Origin of the sequence: Klebsiella sp. GN_Kp190 (assembly GCF_040061795.1) — a bacterium.
Taxonomy (GTDB): domain Bacteria; phylum Pseudomonadota; class Gammaproteobacteria; order Enterobacterales; family Enterobacteriaceae; genus Klebsiella; species Klebsiella michiganensis.
Genome location: NZ_JBEAFN010000074.1, coordinates 1 through 15,176, shown reverse-complemented (window position 1 = coordinate 15,176; position 15,176 = coordinate 1). Strand labels below are relative to the sequence as shown.

Here is a 15,176-nt window from a genome sequence, read left to right as displayed (position 1 = left end):
CCTGCCCAGGGGCTATTTTCGGGTAATCAGTCGGGGAGAAATAATCTGGTTTCTCGCCGCGCCCTGTCCCTCTTCCATACGCCGTAAAATACACTCCGCGAGGCTTTGTCCCAGCTCCCGGGCGGGCGTCGTCACCCAGGTCAGCGGCAGATCGTCCAGCGCCTCCTCGGGTAACTCCGCAAAGGCCGCCAGCGCGACCCGCTGTTCAAAATAGCTTTCGACGCCAGCTTCGCCGCTCTGGCGCCCGGCGCGCATCAGCCCAAACCACGCCCCGGTGGCAATCACGCTGTTGTAGCACAGCACAGCGCTAATCGTTGGGTTTTGCCGCAGCAGCGCCGCCATCGCCTCTGCCGCCTGCTTCTGGCTCGACTCGCACTCCAGCACCCACTCGCTATGAAACGGCAGGCCATACTTCAGCAGGGTTGCGCAGTAGCCGCCTACCCGTTCGGCGCGCGTCAGGGACGAGCTCTGCCCTCCCAGCCAGGCAATGCGCTGATGGCCGCGGCGGATCAGGTGCTCGGTGACAATCTGCGCCGCCTGCATATTATCCGGGCGGATCAGGTCGACATCGTCGAGATAGCTGGCGCGGGAAGCAAACACCAGCGGCATTCCAGCTTGCGCCGCGCGGTCGCGCAGCTCCGCCCCCTGGTCGATCGCCCCGGCAATCACCACGCCATCGACCCCTTGCGCAACTAGCGTATCAAAACGCTGGAGCATTTTTTCACCGCTGTGCCCCCCCTGGGTGAGAAACACCATTCTACCCTGCGACTCAAGCGCGTCGGTCAATCCGGCGGTCATTTCCGCGTAGAAAGGCTTCGATAAGTCGCTGACGATCAGGCCAATAACGCCGCTCTGGCCGCCGCGCAGCGACGCCGCCTGGCGGTTGCGCACGAAGCCCAGCTGTTCAATGGCATGATTGACGCGCTCGCCGGTGGCCGACGAAATACGCCCCTTGCCGCTCAGCACCAGCGATACCGTACTGACCGACACGCCCGCCTCCTGGGCGACATCATTAATGGTGATTTTTTTCGCGATAGCCATAACTGCAGGCCGACTCCCTTTGGCTGTCGATAAAACGTTTTATCAAGATACTCTCTTTATAAACGTTATTATCGCCAGAATATGTGATTTTTATCGCACTAAAATTTGGTAAAACGTTTTATCTTTCCGTGGCGTTACATCCTACCGATAACTTAAAGAACCAGGATTCGTGTTATGACGGCGAAAACAGCAACCAAAATTACCCTGTGGGAGTTTTTCCAGCAGTTAGGGAAAACCTTCATGTTACCCGTGGCGTTGCTCTCCTTTTGCGGGATCATGCTGGGGATCGGCAGCTCTCTGAGCAGCCATGATGTCCTGACGCTCCTGCCGTGGCTGGACGTGCCGCTGCTGCAGGCCGTATTCATCTGGATGGGCAAAGTCGGATCCTTCGCCTTCAGCTTTCTGCCGGTGATGTTCTGTATCGCCATTCCGCTAGGCCTGGCCCGGGAAAACAAAGGCGTCGCCGCGTTTGCCGGTTTTGTCGGCTATGCTGTGATGAATCTGGCGGTTAACTTCTGGCTGACGGCCAAAGGCATTCTGCCGACCACCGATGCCGCCGTCCTCAAAGCGAACAACATCCAGAATATTATCGGCATTCAATCGATCGACACCGGGATCCTCGGCGCGGTGATCGCCGGGATCATCGTCTGGATGCTGCATGAGCGTTTTCACAATATCCGCCTGCCCGACGCGCTGGCCTTTTTTGGCGGCACCCGCTTTGTACCGATTATCACGACCGTGGTTCTCGGCCTGGTCGGTCTGGTCATTCCGCTGATCTGGCCCGTCTTCGCCATGGGGATTAATGCCCTCGGCCACGTCATCAATAGCGCGGGAGATTTCGGACCGATGATTTTCGGTACCGGAGAGCGCCTGCTGCTGCCTTTCGGCCTGCACCATATTCTGGTGGCGCTGATCCGCTTTACCGAGGCGGGGGGAACCATGGACGTTTGCGGCCATAGCGTCAGCGGCGCGCTGACGATTTTCCAGGCCCAGCTCAGTTGCCCAACCACCCACGGCTTCTCCGAAAGCGCGACCCGCTTCCTCTCGCAAGGCAAAATGCCGGCCTTCCTCGGCGGCCTGCCGGGAGCGGCGCTGGCGATGTACCACTGCGCTCGCCCGGAAAACCGCCATAAAATTAAGGGGCTGCTGATTTCCGGCGTTATCGCCTGCGTGGTAGGCGGCACGACCGAGCCGCTGGAATTTTTATTCCTGTTCGTCGCCCCGGTGCTGTACGTTATCCACGCGCTCCTCACCGGACTGGGTTTTACCATGATGGCCATTCTGGGCGTGACTATCGGCAACACCGACGGCAACGTTATCGACTTTGTGGTGTTCGGCATTCTGCACGGTCTGTCAACCAAGTGGTATCTGGTACCGGTGGTCGCGGCCATCTGGTTTGCGGTTTACTACGGTATCTTCCGTTTCGCTATCACCCGCTTTAACCTGAAAACCCCGGGACGCGATATTGAAACCAATAGTGCCTTCGAAAAGGCCGTCACCGGCGTGACCGGAAAATCAGGCTACAACGTCCCGGCGATTCTGGCGGCGCTCGGCGGCGCGGAAAATATCGTTTCGCTCGATAACTGCATTACCCGCCTGCGTCTGTCGGTTAACGACATGAGCAAAGTCGACAGCGCCGCGCTGAAAGCGAATCGCGCCATCGGCGTGGTGCAGCTTAACCAGCACAACCTGCAGGTGGTGATTGGCCCGCAGGTGCAGTCGGTAAAAGATGAAATGGCTGTCCTGATGAATACCGTCGAGGCATAGGCTCCGCCCCCTCCGTACAGGAGGGGGACATGATGAAGGAAGTACAGATGTTTGATTTTTCAACGCCGGTCGACCGTCACGGCACCTGGTGCACCCAGTGGGATTACGTCGCCGACCGTTTTGGCGCGGCCGACCTGCTGCCCTTTACGATCTCCGACATGGATTTCGCCACCGCCCCCTGCATCATCGATGCCGTCAGCAAACGCCTGGCGCACGGCGTTTTTGGCTACAGCCGCTGGAAAAACGATGAATTCCTCGGCGCGGTGAGCCACTGGTTCGCCAGCCGTTTTCATAGCCCAATCGACCGCGAAGCAATTGTTTACGGACCGTCGGTTATCTATATGGTGGCGGAGATGATTCGTCAGTGGTCGGCAGCGGGTGACGGTATTGTGGTACACACTCCGGCCTACGATGCCTTTTATAAAACCATTGAAGGCAACCAGCGGCGCGTCGCGGCGGTTCCGCTCTCCCTCGACAACCATCAGTGGCGCTGCGATATGGCGCAGCTGGAACGGGTACTGGCCGAGCCGCATAATACCGTGCTGCTGCTGTGCAGTCCGCATAACCCCACCGGCAAGGTATGGACCCGCGAAGAGCTGGAAACCATGGCGCGGCTGTGCGAGAAGCACGGCGTAAAGGTAATTAGCGACGAGATCCACATGGACATGGTGTGGGACGAACATCAGCACACCCCGTGGTGCGAGGTGGCGCGCAGTCCCTGGGCGCTGTTCACCTCCGGATCGAAAAGTTTCAACATTCCGGCGTTTACCGGCGCATACGGGCTGATTGACGATCCCGCGATGCGCGAAAGCTATCTGCACGCGCTTAAGGCCCGCGATGGCCTCTCTTCCCCTTCCGTACCGGCGCTGGTGGCGCATATCGCCGCCTATCGCGAGGGCGCCGCCTGGCTGGATGCCCTGCGCGCCTATCTGCAGGAGAATATGCGCTACATCGTGCGCGAACTGAATCAGGCGTTTCCCGAGCTAAACTGGCAGCCGCCGCAGGCGACTTACCTGGCGTGGATTGACCTGCGCCCGCTGGCGGTGGACGATCGCGCCCTGCAAAAAGCACTTATTGAGGAACAGAAGGTCGCCATTATGCCAGGGGACACCTACGGCGATGAGGGTAAGGGTTTTGTCCGTCTGAATGCCGGCTGCCCACGTGAAAAGCTGGAAAAAGGCGTGCAGGGATTAATTGCCGCCCTGGGCTCGCTGCGCTAACTGTTTTCGCTGGCCGCCAACGCGGTAGCGGCCTGTCCGCTACCGCTGACTCTCCGCTCACTCATCCGTCCTCCCGGCACAATAAAACGATATTTTGACGAGACTCAAAAAACGCTATTTCACAAAGGTGTATTTAAATGCCGTTTTTAATTCCCGTCAAAATATTCACCAGGAGGAAAAAATATGAACACCTACGATCGTAACCGTAACGCTATCGCTACCGGCAGCATGGTTATGGTGGCCGACAGCGGCGCGACGGGCGTCATCAAAGCCATCCACGCCGAGGGTAAAACGGCGGAGCAGCTCCGCCGGGCGGACTGCGTGGAAATAGACGGACATCAGGGGTTATATTGCCCGCTAAACCTTATTCGCCTGGGCTTTAATTAATCGCAATATCCGTCATCAATATCTGACCGCGGATCCGCAGGCGTAAAAGGCCACCCAAGCGTGGCCTTTGATATTCTCTTTATCGTTCAATTTGATCCCATCGAGCGTTTTACATTAATAAGCAGCGTATTATCGCCCCTCTTCTACCCGCTACGGGTAATATACCTTCTGAGTTCAGAGGCATCTTCATGACATGGCAACAGTTCAAACAGGCGTGGCTGATTAAATTCTGGTCCCCCGTCCCCGCCGTTATCGCCGCGGGTATTCTCTCCACCTACTACTTCGGCATTACCGGCACCTTCTGGGCCGTCACCGGCGAATTCACCCGCTGGGGTGGGCAATTGCTGCAGCTCGTCGGCGTGCACAGCGAAGAGTGGGGCTACTATAAGCTCATTCATCTCGAGGGCACCCCGCTCACCCGTATCGACGGCATGATGATCATCGGTATGTTCGGCGGCTGTTTCGCCGCCGCGCTGTGGGCAAATAACGTCAAGCTGCGCTTCCCCCGCAGCCGGATCCGCATTCTGCAGGCCGTCGCCGGGGGAATCATCGCCGGTTTCGGCGCCCGTCTGGCTATGGGCTGCAATCTGGCCGCATTTTTTACCGGTATCCCACAGTTTTCCCTGCACGCCTGGTTCTTTGCCATCGCTACCGCTATCGGAACCTGGTTCGGCGCGCGCTTTACCTTACTGCCCATCTTCCGTATTCCGGTAAAAATGCAGAAAGTGTCCCAGGCCTCGCCGCTGACGCAAAAACCTGACCAGGCGCGGCGCCGGTTCCGTCTCGGCATGGTGGTCTTTTTCGCCATGATCGCCTGGGGCCTGCTCACCGCGGCCGATCGGCCGAAGCTCGGCCTGGCGCTGCTGTTTGGCGTCGGATTTGGCCTGCTCATCGAACGGGCGCAGATCTGCTTCACCTCCGCCTTTCGCGATATGTGGATCACCGGACGTACCAATATGGCGAAGGCGATTATTTTCGGCATGGCCGCCAGCGCTATTGGGATCTTCAGCTACGTGCAGCTGGGTATGGAGCCGAAAATCATGTGGGCGGGGCCCAACGCGGTTATCGGCGGCCTGCTGTTTGGCTTTGGCATCGTCCTGGCGGGCGGCTGCGAAACCGGCTGGATGTACCGCGCGGTGGAAGGTCAGGTGCACTACTGGTGGGTCGGGCTGGGCAACGTTATCGGTTCAACGATCCTCGCCTACTACTGGGACGGGCTCTCTCCGGCGCTGGCCACAAGCTGGGATAAAATCAACCTGCTGGCGACCTTCGGGCCATTCGGCGGCCTGCTGGTGACCTATCTCCTGCTGCTGATCGCGCTGATTCTGGTGATTGGCTGGGAAAAACGGTTTTTCCGCCGCCAGTCTCTCGCCCCCTCGACCGTTAAGGAAAGCGCATGAAAACTCTGGTCCCCGATTATCGCCTCGATATGGTTGGCGAACCCTGCCCCTATCCGGCCATCGCCACGCTCGAAGCCATGCCTTCGCTGAAGAAAGGCGAGATTCTGGAAGTGGTCAGCGACTGTCCGCAGTCGATTAACAACATCCCGCTGGATGCCAAAAACCACGGCTATACCGTGCTCGACATTCAGCAGGATGGGCCAACCATCCGCTATTTGATTCAAAAATAGCCAGAAAAAAGCCGGTAGTGGGCTACCGGCTGTCTTCCGCATCACATGCGCTAGCCCGCGCGTCACGGGCCTGAAAACGTCAACGATTACCAGCCCTTAACCGCATCGCCTTTGTAAAGCTGCTCTGCTGCCGCGGCCACCTCATCGCTCTGGTAGGCCTTCACAAGGTTTTTCACCTTTTCGCTGTCTTTATTTTCGATACGACTGGCGAAAATATTCACGTAAGGAGAATCTTTGCTTTCCACGAACAGGCCGTTGCGCGACGGCGACAGCCCGATCTGGCTTGAGAAGGTGGTATTGATAATCGCCATGGTTATCTGCTGGTCGTCCAGCGCGCGGGTGAGCTGCGGCGCTTCAATTTCGACGATTTTCAGCTTTTTCGGGTTGTTAATAATATCCAGCGAGGTGGGCAGCAGACCCACGCCGTCCTTCAGCGTAATCAGCCCCTGCTTTTCTAGCAGCAGCAGAGAGCGGCCGAGGTTAGTTGGATCGTTGGGGACCGCCACCTGCGCGCCATCGGGCAGCTGAGCGACCGACGTGATTTTCTTCGAATAGGCCGCTATCGGATAAACGAAGGTGGTGCCAACCTGAACCAGCTTATAGCCGCGCTCCTGGATCTGTTTGTCCAGATAGGGCTTATGCTGGAAAGCGTTAGCATCAAGATCGCCATTGTTCAGCGCCTCGTTGGGCAGGACGAAATCATTAAACGTCACCACCTCAACGTCGAGATTGTACTTCTCTTTCGCCACTTTTTGCGCCACCGCCCAGACTTCCTGGTCAACGCCTGCGCTTATGCCCACTTTGATGTGGTTGGGGTCCTGCTCGCCAGGTTTGCAGGCGGCCAGCAGCAGCGAGCCTGCGACAACCAGCGGTACCGCGACTTTTTTTAACGTGAAGATCATATTCCCAGAGTCCTTTTTAAAATTGCCTGCCATTCATTGCAGGAAAACCAGCGCCTGAGACTATAGAAAATCTCGGGCGCGAAATTAAATACTGATTGACTATGATTAATAGCGTTTTGCTATGAGCGATTTCGTCATTGCTCCCTTTGAGAGGGCAATCTTCCCTTCCCTCACCGTTTTTCCTTGTATTGTTCGGTAATTTTCTCCGCTTTTAACCATTTATCGTTCTGATGTACAATGACGCGCACTTTAACTAAAAAAAGAGTGCGACCATGATTGATTTAACTTTGCCATTAACCGACATCCATCGCCACCTTGATGGTAATATCCGGGCCCAAACCATTCTCGATCTTGGCCGCCAGTACAACCTCGCCCTTCCGGCAGACACCCTCGACACATTACGTCCTCATGTACAGGTCACCAGCAATGAGCCTGACCTGGTCAGCTTCCTCGCTAAGCTTGACTGGGGCGTAAAGGTGCTGGTCTCGCTGGAAGCCTGCCGCCGCGTCGCTTATGAAAACCTCGAAGATGCCGCTCGCAACGGCCTGCACTACGTTGAACTGCGTTTCTCTCCGCGCTATATGGCGATGACCCACCAGCTGCCGGTCGCGGGCGTGGTCGAAGCGGTGATCGCCGGCGTTAAAGAAGGCAGCCGCGACTTTAACGTTGAGGCCCGCCTGATCGGCATTCTGAGCCGCACCTTTGGCGAAGCGGCCTGCGAAGAGGAGCTTGCGGCCCTGCTCGCCCATCGCGATGGCATCACCGCCCTCGACCTCGCCGGGGATGAGCTCGGCTTCCCGGGAAATCTGTTTATGGATCACTTCAGCCGCGCGCGCGATGCGGGCTGGCGCATCACCGTACATGCGGGCGAAGCCGCTGGCCCGGAAAGCATCTGGCAGGCGATTCGCGAACTGGGCGCCGAGCGTATCGGCCACGGCGTGAAGGCGGTGCAGGATCCGGCGCTGATGGATTATCTCGCCGCGCAGCGAATCGGGATTGAGTCCTGCCTGACCTCTAATATTCAGACCAGCACCGTGCCATCCCTGGCCGAGCATCCGCTGAAAACATTCCTTGAACACGGCGTGCTGGCCTGCATCAATACCGACGACCCTGCCGTTCAGGGCGTCGATATTATCCACGAATACACCGTCGCCGCCCCGGCTGCCGGTTTAAGCCGCGAGCAAATTCGCCAGGCGCAGAGAAACGGTCTGGAGCTCGCCTTTTTAAGCGCCCAGGAAAAAGCGGCGCTGATCCAGCGCGTGCAGCAGGCTTGATGTTTCTCCCCCGTGCCAGCACGGGGGGAAGCTCAATCAGCGCCTGGCCAGCGCGTTTCGTCAGGTCGGCCTAATTCAGGCACAGCGTCGCCCGATGCCTGGCCGACTCCAGCCCAAGCTCAATCAGCTCCATAATCTGAATCGCCTGGCTTGCCGGAACCGGGTTAACGCCGATGCCATTAAGCGCATCGCGAATGGCGGCGTAATAGGCCGGATAGTTGCCCGGTAGCGTCAGCCACGACTCCTCGGTGATTTCCTCGCCTTCGGCACGCGTCAGCAGCCCGTCGCGCATATCGTACCCCCAATCCTCCTGCGGCAGGCGCTCGCCGCTTTTCAGCCGTTCTTCCTGCGGATCAAGGCCGTATTTCACATAGCTTCCCCGCGAACCGTGGATGATAAAGCGCGCCGTTTCCGCCGCGGCCACCAGGGTTCCGTGCAGCACCACGCGACGCTGCGGCCAGGCCAACACCGCATGAAAATAGTCTGTGGACTGGGAGCCAGGCCGTAGCTGAGCCAGGTCGACCTGCATACTCACCGGCAGACCGAAGAGATTTACCACCTGGTCCAGCAGATGCGGGGCAAGATCGTACCAGATGCCGCTGCCCGGCCCACCTTGCTCGCGCCAGCGTTGCCGTACCTGCGGTCGATAGCGGTCGAAATGCGACTCAAAATAGCCGACTTCACCTAACAGGCCTTCGTTAATCAGCGACTTCACCGTCAGAAAATCGCTGTCCCAGCGGCGGTTATGGAACACGGACAGCAGTCGGCCCTCGCTTTTGGCAATGGCCTCAAGCTCGCGCGCCTGTGACAGCGTCACGGTAAACGGTTTATCCACCACCACATGCTTGCCCGCTTCCAGCGCGGCTTTCGCCAGCGGGAAATGGGTATCATTGGGCGTGGGGATCACCACCAGATCGATATCGGGGTCGCTAAAGAGCGCCTGCGGCGCGGTCACCACCTTCACCGCAGGCCAGTCGGCCAGCACTTTCGTTTCATCGCTGCTCGAGACCGCGGCCAGCGTCATCCCCGGCGTACCGCTGACCAGCGGCGCATGAAAGGTTTTGCTCGCATAGCCGTACCCGATTAAACCTACCCGGATAGGGTCACTCATTTTTCTGCCCCCTTAACGAAATGTCGCAGCCGCACTAACACCGCGATTCTGAACGCATCTTCGACGCATTTGCCCCTGCACGGTTGCTCAGCTTTACGCCATTTGCGCAGCTAAGATCATGTAACACTTGCGTTACTTCAGTCGTTGAGTACCATTTCAGTCTGGTTTCACCATTTGCCGTAGAGTTATGGAAAACGTTTTTAACCGTATTGTAGAACTTATTGGCTGGATTGTTTTGGGCGTTTCGGCCCTGCTTTTAGTTATCGCTCATCATATTGATAACTACCAGTCCCCGCCTGCCGTTGATGCTGTTCAGACGAAGCCGCTGTCGAAATAAACAGTGACCCGCTTCGCAACTATGCAACCGGTTTCTGAAACCGGTTGCATAGTTGCATGCGCCTTTATTACACTCTCTTTATCAATCGATAAGGAGTTTCTTGATGTCCAAATTCCCGCAACACTTTTTATGGGGCGCCGCGACCGCGGCCTGGCAGGTTGAAGGCGGTCACGATGCCGACGGCAAAGGCCCTTCTATCTGGGATATTTATTCCCACCTTCCGGGCACCACCTATCAGGGGACAACCGGTGACGTCGCCGTTGACCACTACCATCGTTTTCGCGAAGACGTAGCGCTGATGGCGGAAATGGGTTTGCAAAGCTATCGCTTTTCTATTTCCTGGCCCCGCCTGCTGCCTGGCGGCCGCGGTGAAGTGAACGAGGCTGGTGTCCAATTCTACAGCGACCTGATTGACAAACTGCTGGCGCATAACATTGAACCGATGATTACCCTGTACCACTGGGATCTTCCCCAGGCGCTGCAGGATGAAGGCGGCTGGGAGGCGCGCAGTACCGCGGAAGCCTTCGCTGAGTACGCTCGCCTGTGCTATCAACGTTTTGGCTCCCGGGTCAAACTGTGGGCAACCTTTAACGAGACTATCGTCTTTATCGGCCACGGTTACATTAACGGCCTCCATCCTCCTGCGGTGCGCGATCCGGCGCGCGCCATTCAGGCCTGCCACCACGTCTTTATCGCCCATGCGCTGGCCGTGAAAGCGTTTCGTGAAATGGGCGTGGCGGGGGAGATAGGGTTTGTCAACGTGCTGCAGCCGCACACCGCATTAACCGACAGTGAGGAAGATAAGCGGGCGACAGAGATGGCGGACGCCATCCATACCCACTGGCTCTACGATCCGGTGTTAAAAGGCGGCTATCCCGAAGAGCTACTGCAGCAGACCCGGGCGCTGTGGGGGGTTCCGGTCTTTGAACCGGGAGACGACGCGCTGCTGCGTGACAACCGCTGTGACTTTATCGGCCTGAACTACTATCGCCGTGAAACCGTGTCGGCGCAGCCTCCTGAAGTAACGACCGGCGGCGAGCCGGGCGTGGATGGGCTCTTCTACTTCGTGCGCAACCCGCAAAGCACCTATACCGAATGGGGCTGGGAAATTTGGCCTCAGGGCTTAACCGACGGGATCATGATGATTAAAGCGCGCTACGGTGATATTCCGATCTACATCACCGAAAACGGCCTGGGGGCAATAGACCCGATTATCAATGGCGAAATCGTCGACGACCCGCGGATTGACTATCTCAGTAGCCATATTACCGCGCTGGAAAAAGCGCTGGAACAGGGCGCCGACGTGCGCGGCTACTACCCCTGGTCCTTTATTGATCTTTTGAGCTGGCTGAACGGTTACAAAAAACAATACGGATTCGTTTATGTCGATCACCAGCAAAATCTGGCGCGTAAACGGAAAAAGAGTTTTTTCTGGTACCAAAACGTTATTGCCAGCCGAGGCGAACAGCGTTAATCTTCTCTCCCAGGCGCCTTCCGGCGCCTGATTCAGTTCTGGAATACTCTTAAATTTCTTTTTACCAGGCCGGAAACATCATCTGTTCTTGTCACCGGTATTTACAACCGAAATAATTGCATACAGTTTATCTTAGAAAGGAACTGCCGGTTGAGAACAGGTTTACTCAGTATGGGTATATTCAACTTAATTTATTCCGATTATAAAATGGATACGCAAATGACCGTTCAGGACTACTTATTAAAATTTCGTAAAATCAGTTCGCTGGAAAGTCTGGAAAAACTTTTTGATCACCTTAACTATTCCCTGACCGATAACGAAGAGATCGTCAACATGTATCGCGCGGCCGACCATCGCCGGGCGGAGCTGGTTTCTGGCGGCAAATTGTTCAACATCGGCGAAGTGCCCAAGTCCGTCTGGCGCTACGTGCAATAAAGACTGTCATCATTCACGCCAGTTGCTTATACTTCCGCCCTGCTTTTATTTATAACTGGCGTTGAATTTTGGAGTAATAATGTCTTCTGACTCTGTGGAACGTATTGGCGGATGGCTTCTGGCACCGCTGGCATGGCTCCTGGTAGCCCTGCTTAGCGCCTCATTGTCGCTGCTGTTTTTTGCTGATGCCCTGATGTCTTCCCAGACTTACACATTGCTGAGCGCGATGAGTATCGAACATCTCGCCCTGTGGATCGCCTCCTTAGCGTTTGCGATCGCCATGTGGTACTACACGCTGTGGTTGACCATCGCCTTCTTTAAACGGCGGAAAGGGGTACCGAAGCACTACATTATCTGGCTGCTGATCACGCTTCTGCTGGCGGTAAAAGCCTTTGCCTTTTCCCCGATTTCCGACGCGCTCGCGCTGCGCCAGCTGCTTTTCCCTCTCCTCGCCGCAGCGCTGCTTGCGCCCTATTTCAGGCGTTCTCAACGGGTTAAGCGGACCTTTGTGAATCCGTAATAACCACACAGTTAACCTGTTGTCGCCGGTATCGATTTATTCGATAATAGACGGCTTTTTCTATTTCAGGTCGAATGATGGCTGATTATTTACTGCTCTTTGTTGGCACTGTCCTGGTTAACAACTTCGTGCTGGTGAAGTTTCTTGGACTGTGCCCGTTTATGGGGGTTTCCAAAAAGCTGGAAGCCGCTATGGGGATGGGGCTAGCCACCACGTTTGTGATGACGCTGGCCTCTATTTGCGCCTGGTTAATTGATACCTGGATCCTTATCCCGCTGGATCTGGTCTATTTACGTACGCTGGCCTTTATCCTGGTCATCGCCGTGGTGGTGCAGTTTACCGAAATGGTCGTGCGTAAAACCAGCCCGGCGCTGTATCGCCTGCTGGGCATCTTCCTGCCGCTGATCACCACCAACTGCGCGGTGCTCGGCGTGGCGCTGCTCAACATTAACCTTGGGCATAATTTCCTGCAATCGGCGCTGTACGGTTTTGCCGCCGCGGTCGGTTTTTCGCTGGTTATGGTGCTTTTCGCCTCCATTCGCGAGCGACTGGTGGTAGCGGATGTTCCCGCGCCGTTTCGCGGTAACGCGATTGCGCTGGTCACCGCAGGTTTAATGTCCCTTGCTTTTATGGGCTTTAGTGGTTTGGTGAAGTTGTAATGAACGCTGTCTGGATAGCCGTGGTCGCCATTAGCCTGCTGGGGCTAATTTTCGGCTTAATTCTGGGGTACGCCTCCCGCCGCTTTGAGGTGGAAGATGACCCGGTGGTGGAAAAAATTGATGCCCTGCTTCCGCAGAGCCAGTGCGGCCAGTGCGGCTACCCTGGCTGTCGTCCCTACGCTGAAGCGGTGGGGACCCAGGGCGAGAAAATCAACTGCTGCGCCCCCGGCGGCGAAGCGGTGATGCTGAAAATCGCCGAGCTATTGAACGTCGATCCGCAGCCGACAGACGGCGATGCGCAGGAAGCCGAACCGGCGCGAATGCTGGCGGTGATCGACGAGGCGAACTGCATCGGCTGCACAAAATGCATTCAGGCCTGTCCCGTCGATGCCATCGTCGGCGCCACGCGCGCCATGCATACGGTGATGAGCGATCTCTGTACCGGCTGTAATCTTTGCGTCGCGCCCTGTCCGACGCAATGTATTGAACTGCGCCCGGTGGCGCCGACGACAGAAACCTGGAAATGGGATCTTCAGACCATCCCGGTACGCATTATTCCCGTGGAACAACATGTTTAAGTTATTTTCCGCTTTTCGCAAAGATAAAGTCTGGGACTTCAACGGCGGCATCCATCCGCCAGAAATGAAAACCCAGTCCAACGGTACCCCGCTGCGTCAGGTTTCACTGCCGCAGCGTTTTGTCATTCCGCTAAAACAGCATATTGGCGCGGAAGGTGAACTCTGCGTTCAGCCGGGCGATCGCGTCCTGCGCGGCCAGCCGTTAACGCGCGGCTGGGGCAGAATGCTGCCGGTGCACGCCCCGACGTCCGGTACGGTGGCGGCCATTGCCCCCCACTCTACAGCCCACCCTTCCGCGCTGGCGGAAATGAGCGTCATTATTGATGCCGATGGCGAAGACCGCTGGATTGAACGCGATGGCTGGAACGATTACCAGAATAAATCCCGCGAAGCGCTGATTGAGCGTATTCACCAGTTTGGCGTGGCCGGACTGGGCGGCGCGGGTTTCCCGACCGGCGCCAAGCTGCGCGGCGGCGGCGACAAAATCGACACACTGATTATCAACGCTGCCGAGTGCGAACCCTATATTACCGCCGACGACCGTCTGATGCAGGATTGCGCGGCGCAGATCGTCGAGGGTATTCGCATCCTTACCCATATTCTGCAGCCAGCTCAGGTACTGATCGGCATCGAGGATAATAAACCGCAGGCGATTTCGATGCTGCGCGCGGTATTAGCCGACACGCACGGTATTTCCCTGCGCGTGATCCCCACGAAATATCCCTCCGGCGGCGCGAAACAGCTGACGCAGATCCTCACCGGCAAGCAGGTGCCTCACGGCGGACGCTCCTCTGACATCGGCGTGCTGATGCAGAACGTCGGCACCGCCTATGCGGTGAAACGCGCGGTAATCGACGGCGAGCCGCTGACTGAGCGCGTCGTCACCCTGACCGGGGAAGCGATCTCGCGTCCGGGCAACGTCTGGGCGCGCCTCGGCACTCCGGTCAGCCATCTGCTCAACGATGCCGGTTTCTGTCCGAGCGGCGATCCTATGGTAATTATGGGCGGGCCGCTGATGGGCTTCACCCTGCCGTGGCTCGACGTGCCGGTCGTGAAAATCACCAACTGCCTGCTGGCGCCGTCGGCGAGCGAAATGGGCGAGCCGGAAGAGGAAAAAGGCTGCATCCGCTGCAGCGCCTGCGCGGACGCCTGCCCGGCCGATCTTCTGCCGCAGCAGCTTTATTGGTTCAGCAAAGGCCAGCAGCACGACAAAGCCACCAGCCATAACCTGGCGGATTGCATTGAGTGCGGCGCCTGCGCCTGGGTCTGCCCAAGCAATATCCCGCTGGTGCAGTACTTCCGCCAGGAAAAAGCGGAGATTTACGCGCTTGCTCAGGAAGAGAAACGCGCGGCGGAGGCGAAATTACGCTTTGAGGCCCGTCAGGCGCGTCTTGAGCGCGATAAAGCCGCGCGTCTGGAACGGCATAAGCAGGCCGCGGTCCAGCCCGCGGCGAAAGATCAGGACGCGATTAACGCCGCCCTTGCCCGGGTACGGGAAAAGCAGCGTGACGCGGCGCAGCCGATTATCGTGCTCTCCGGCGCCAAACCGGATAACAGCGAAGCCATTGCCGCCCGCGAAGCCCGCAAGGCCGAGGCCCGGGCACGCAAAGCGCAGCAACAGGCACAAAGCAACGTCGCCGGGCCGTCATCCGACGCCGCCGTTGACCCGCGCAAGGCCGCCGTCGAGGCCGCCATCGCCCGAGCCAAAGCGCGCAAAGTCGAACAGCAGGCGGTTCCTGCGGAAGACGCCGCAGCAGAGCAGCCCGTCGCCGTTGACCCGCGCAAAGCCGCCGTTGAGGCCGCCATCGCCCGCGCCAAAGCGCGTAAAGCCCAACAGCAGG

At 57.6% G+C, this 15,176-nt stretch carries 16 protein-coding genes; 13 read left to right on the top strand and 3 right to left on the bottom strand.

The features are described from left to right. Positions 1-12 precede the first annotated feature (12 nt). Positions 13-1,041 carry a Mal regulon transcriptional regulator MalI gene (locus tag ABLU67_RS27050; protein WP_348852603.1) on the bottom strand — a complete coding sequence of 343 codons (1,029 nt, stop codon included), beginning with the start codon at positions 1,039-1,041 and terminating at the stop codon, positions 13-15. A gap of 174 nt (positions 1,042-1,215) precedes the next feature. Between ABLU67_RS27050 and malX the strand changes: the two genes are divergently transcribed. From malX to yedF, 5 genes are all read left to right on the top strand, one after another. Further along, on the top strand, positions 1,216-2,808 hold the full coding sequence (gene malX, locus ABLU67_RS27045) for a maltose/glucose-specific PTS transporter subunit IIBC (RefSeq protein ID WP_004119586.1): 1,593 nt from the start codon (positions 1,216-1,218) through the stop codon (positions 2,806-2,808). A gap of 47 nt (positions 2,809-2,855) precedes the next feature. Beyond that, a complete protein-coding gene (locus tag ABLU67_RS27040) occupies positions 2,856-4,028 on the top strand; it encodes a MalY/PatB family protein (protein WP_348852610.1) in 1,173 nt (390 codons plus the stop codon). Between the two features lie 183 nt (positions 4,029-4,211). Beyond that, positions 4,212-4,415 (top strand): putative selenium delivery protein YdfZ, encoded by a 204-nt coding sequence (gene ydfZ, locus ABLU67_RS27035; protein WP_004851411.1) that lies wholly within the window; start codon positions 4,212-4,214, stop codon positions 4,413-4,415. Positions 4,416-4,603: 188 nt separating this feature from the next. Beyond that, positions 4,604-5,815: a selenium metabolism membrane protein YedE/FdhT gene (gene yedE, locus ABLU67_RS27030; RefSeq protein ID WP_025105821.1), complete on the top strand. Its 1,212-nt coding sequence runs from the start codon at positions 4,604-4,606 to the stop codon at positions 5,813-5,815. Next, positions 5,812-6,045, top strand: a complete 234-nt coding sequence (gene yedF, locus ABLU67_RS27025; RefSeq protein WP_004102619.1) for a sulfurtransferase-like selenium metabolism protein YedF — start codon at positions 5,812-5,814, stop codon at positions 6,043-6,045. Before yedE ends, yedF begins: the two co-directional genes overlap by 4 nt. A gap of 86 nt (positions 6,046-6,131) precedes the next feature. Here the strand turns inward: yedF and metQ are convergent, their stop codons facing one another. Next, the gene (metQ, locus tag ABLU67_RS27020) at positions 6,132-6,947 is read right to left on the bottom strand and encodes a methionine ABC transporter substrate-binding lipoprotein MetQ (protein ID WP_348852602.1); all 816 of its coding nucleotides are present in this window, start codon (positions 6,945-6,947) and stop codon (positions 6,132-6,134) included. Positions 6,948-7,219: 272 nt separating this feature from the next. Here metQ and add point away from each other — a divergent pair, with 272 nt between their 5' ends. Next, positions 7,220-8,221 (top strand): adenosine deaminase, encoded by a 1,002-nt coding sequence (add, locus tag ABLU67_RS27015; RefSeq protein WP_046876580.1) that lies wholly within the window; start codon positions 7,220-7,222, stop codon positions 8,219-8,221. 70 nt (positions 8,222-8,291) lie between these two features. On the opposite strand, the gene ABLU67_RS27010 is transcribed toward add, so the two are convergent. After that, positions 8,292-9,332 carry an oxidoreductase gene (locus tag ABLU67_RS27010; protein ID WP_014838658.1) on the bottom strand — a complete coding sequence of 347 codons (1,041 nt, stop codon included), beginning with the start codon at positions 9,330-9,332 and terminating at the stop codon, positions 8,292-8,294. A gap of 187 nt (positions 9,333-9,519) precedes the next feature. On the opposite strand from ABLU67_RS27010, the gene blr reads away from it, so the two are divergent. The 7 genes from blr to rsxC form a co-directional block, all read left to right on the top strand. Continuing rightward, the gene (blr, locus tag ABLU67_RS27005) at positions 9,520-9,669 is read left to right on the top strand and encodes a division septum protein Blr (protein ID WP_014229585.1); all 150 of its coding nucleotides are present in this window, start codon (positions 9,520-9,522) and stop codon (positions 9,667-9,669) included. Positions 9,670-9,772: 103 nt separating this feature from the next. Continuing rightward, positions 9,773-11,143 carry a GH1 family beta-glucosidase gene (locus tag ABLU67_RS27000; RefSeq protein ID WP_254540023.1) on the top strand — a complete coding sequence of 457 codons (1,371 nt, stop codon included), beginning with the start codon at positions 9,773-9,775 and terminating at the stop codon, positions 11,141-11,143. Between the two features lie 219 nt (positions 11,144-11,362). Continuing rightward, entirely contained in the window at positions 11,363-11,578 is a 216-nt protein-coding gene (ydgT, locus tag ABLU67_RS26995) for a transcription modulator YdgT (RefSeq protein ID WP_004134363.1), read from the top strand. A gap of 79 nt (positions 11,579-11,657) precedes the next feature. Then, a complete protein-coding gene (locus tag ABLU67_RS26990; protein WP_004851426.1) occupies positions 11,658-12,098 on the top strand; it encodes a DUF2569 domain-containing protein in 441 nt (146 codons plus the stop codon). 77 nt (positions 12,099-12,175) lie between these two features. After that, a complete protein-coding gene (gene rsxA / locus ABLU67_RS26985) occupies positions 12,176-12,757 on the top strand; it encodes an electron transport complex subunit RsxA (protein ID WP_004102633.1) in 582 nt (193 codons plus the stop codon). Next, positions 12,757-13,335 (top strand): electron transport complex subunit RsxB, encoded by a 579-nt coding sequence (gene rsxB, locus ABLU67_RS26980; RefSeq protein WP_025105826.1) that lies wholly within the window; start codon positions 12,757-12,759, stop codon positions 13,333-13,335. The genes rsxA and rsxB overlap by 1 nt, the downstream gene beginning before the upstream one ends. Next, positions 13,328-15,176 (top strand): electron transport complex subunit RsxC (rsxC, locus tag ABLU67_RS26975; RefSeq protein WP_348852601.1); only part of this gene is annotated, 1,849 nt, incomplete at its 3' end. The genes rsxB and rsxC, both read left to right, overlap by 8 nt.

Coding starts and splice junctions, on each gene's coding strand:
- ABLU67_RS27040 (WP_348852610.1), top strand. CDS start 2,856: ATGTTTGATTTTTCAACGCCGGTCGACCGTCACGGCACCTGGTGCACC.
- rsxA (WP_004102633.1), top strand. CDS start 12,176: ATGGCTGATTATTTACTGCTCTTTGTTGGCACTGTCCTGGTTAACAAC.
- blr (WP_014229585.1), top strand. CDS start 9,520: ATGGAAAACGTTTTTAACCGTATTGTAGAACTTATTGGCTGGATTGTT.
- malX (WP_004119586.1), top strand. CDS start 1,216: ATGACGGCGAAAACAGCAACCAAAATTACCCTGTGGGAGTTTTTCCAG.
- ABLU67_RS27000 (WP_254540023.1), top strand. CDS start 9,773: ATGTCCAAATTCCCGCAACACTTTTTATGGGGCGCCGCGACCGCGGCC.
- ABLU67_RS27050 (WP_348852603.1), bottom strand. CDS start 1,041: ATGGCTATCGCGAAAAAAATCACCATTAATGATGTCGCCCAGGAGGCG.
- yedE (WP_025105821.1), top strand. CDS start 4,604: ATGACATGGCAACAGTTCAAACAGGCGTGGCTGATTAAATTCTGGTCC.
- yedF (WP_004102619.1), top strand. CDS start 5,812: ATGAAAACTCTGGTCCCCGATTATCGCCTCGATATGGTTGGCGAACCC.
- rsxB (WP_025105826.1), top strand. CDS start 12,757: ATGAACGCTGTCTGGATAGCCGTGGTCGCCATTAGCCTGCTGGGGCTA.
- ydgT (WP_004134363.1), top strand. CDS start 11,363: ATGACCGTTCAGGACTACTTATTAAAATTTCGTAAAATCAGTTCGCTG.
- ydfZ (WP_004851411.1), top strand. CDS start 4,212: ATGAACACCTACGATCGTAACCGTAACGCTATCGCTACCGGCAGCATG.
- ABLU67_RS27010 (WP_014838658.1), bottom strand. CDS start 9,332: ATGAGTGACCCTATCCGGGTAGGTTTAATCGGGTACGGCTATGCGAGC.
- metQ (WP_348852602.1), bottom strand. CDS start 6,947: ATGATCTTCACGTTAAAAAAAGTCGCGGTACCGCTGGTTGTCGCAGGC.
- add (WP_046876580.1), top strand. CDS start 7,220: ATGATTGATTTAACTTTGCCATTAACCGACATCCATCGCCACCTTGAT.
- ABLU67_RS26990 (WP_004851426.1), top strand. CDS start 11,658: ATGTCTTCTGACTCTGTGGAACGTATTGGCGGATGGCTTCTGGCACCG.